The 1,075-nt window shown below is 44.2% G+C and carries 1 protein-coding gene; it reads right to left on the bottom strand.

The window, feature by feature from the left end:
* Positions 1-1,007 (bottom strand): S-layer homology domain-containing protein (locus tag ABRS97_RS27805; RefSeq protein WP_367859144.1); only part of this gene is annotated, 1,007 nt, incomplete at its 3' end.
* Between the last annotated feature and the right edge of the window lie 68 nt (positions 1,008-1,075).

Consider the following 1,075-nt stretch of genomic DNA (forward strand, 5'->3'; position numbering starts at 1 on the left):
GCTTCACCGTATTGGTTCACAGCTTTTGCTTTTACGATAACTTTGTCTGCATATGCAATTGTATCATTCGCACTTACGAAGTCGATTTTTTGAAGCACTTCATTTTCGCCTGTGAATGTTGCAGTCGTTTTGTCCACTGTAGCTTCATCAAGACCGCTCATGCTTACTTTGTACTCGCCAGCACTGATTTTCGCATCCGTCAGTGTCATTACAGCGGATTTTTTGTCAGCAGAGAATGCTGTTGTTGTGACAACGTCAGCTCCACCTTTTGTCAAAGCCAATTTCGCTTTGTCTGAATCCACTGGTTTGTTGAAGTTAACTGTTACTGTTTGCACGCCAGTTGCTTTCGCGCCAGTTACAGATACTTTACCAGCCGGTACGTACTGTTGTTTCGCTTCGTATGCACCTGTCAACAGAAGGTCACGAGTTGCGTTAGCCATACCGCCAAATGAACCATCTTCGCCATTAGCAAGAAGTTTCAGTTCAAGAGCAAGTGCTACATAACCTTGTGCCCAACCGGAAACTGTTGCATCCGTACCTGTTTTTGCTTTTGCGTCAGCGTCTTTACCCAAGACACGAACCAAGAAAGTAGCCAGCTGTTCTTTGGTTACTTTACCAGCCGGATTGTATTGGCCTTCTGCATAGCCATCTGTTACGCCAGCCGTTTTCAAAGCTTCGATGTAAGGCAGTGCATAACCGTTTGCTGCATCGTCCACACTAACGTCAGAGAAGCTCGATGTTTTCAAGTCTTTGTTAATGTCAAGACCCATGATCAAAGCAGCTACTTTAGCGAATTGGGCACGGTTCATTTCGTCTTTCAGACCAAATGTTGTGTCTGTTACGCCATCAAAGATACCAGCGGAGATCATTGCATCGAATTTCGCTTGTGTTGCTGCATCTAGATCTTTCAGATCTGTAAAGTCTGCGGATGTTTTACCAAAAGCAACGGATGAGAACATCGACAATGCGACTGTTGCGGAAAGCACTACGGATAAGCTTTTCTTCATAAGGGTTGTTTCCTCCTAATATTTGAAAGTTTTTTGTTATAAAAACTTATAACCAACGGGGCGGCTGC

Source organism: Paenibacillus tabacirhizosphaerae, assembly GCF_040812395.1.
Lineage (GTDB): Bacteria > Bacillota > Bacilli > Paenibacillales > NBRC-103111 > Paenibacillus_E.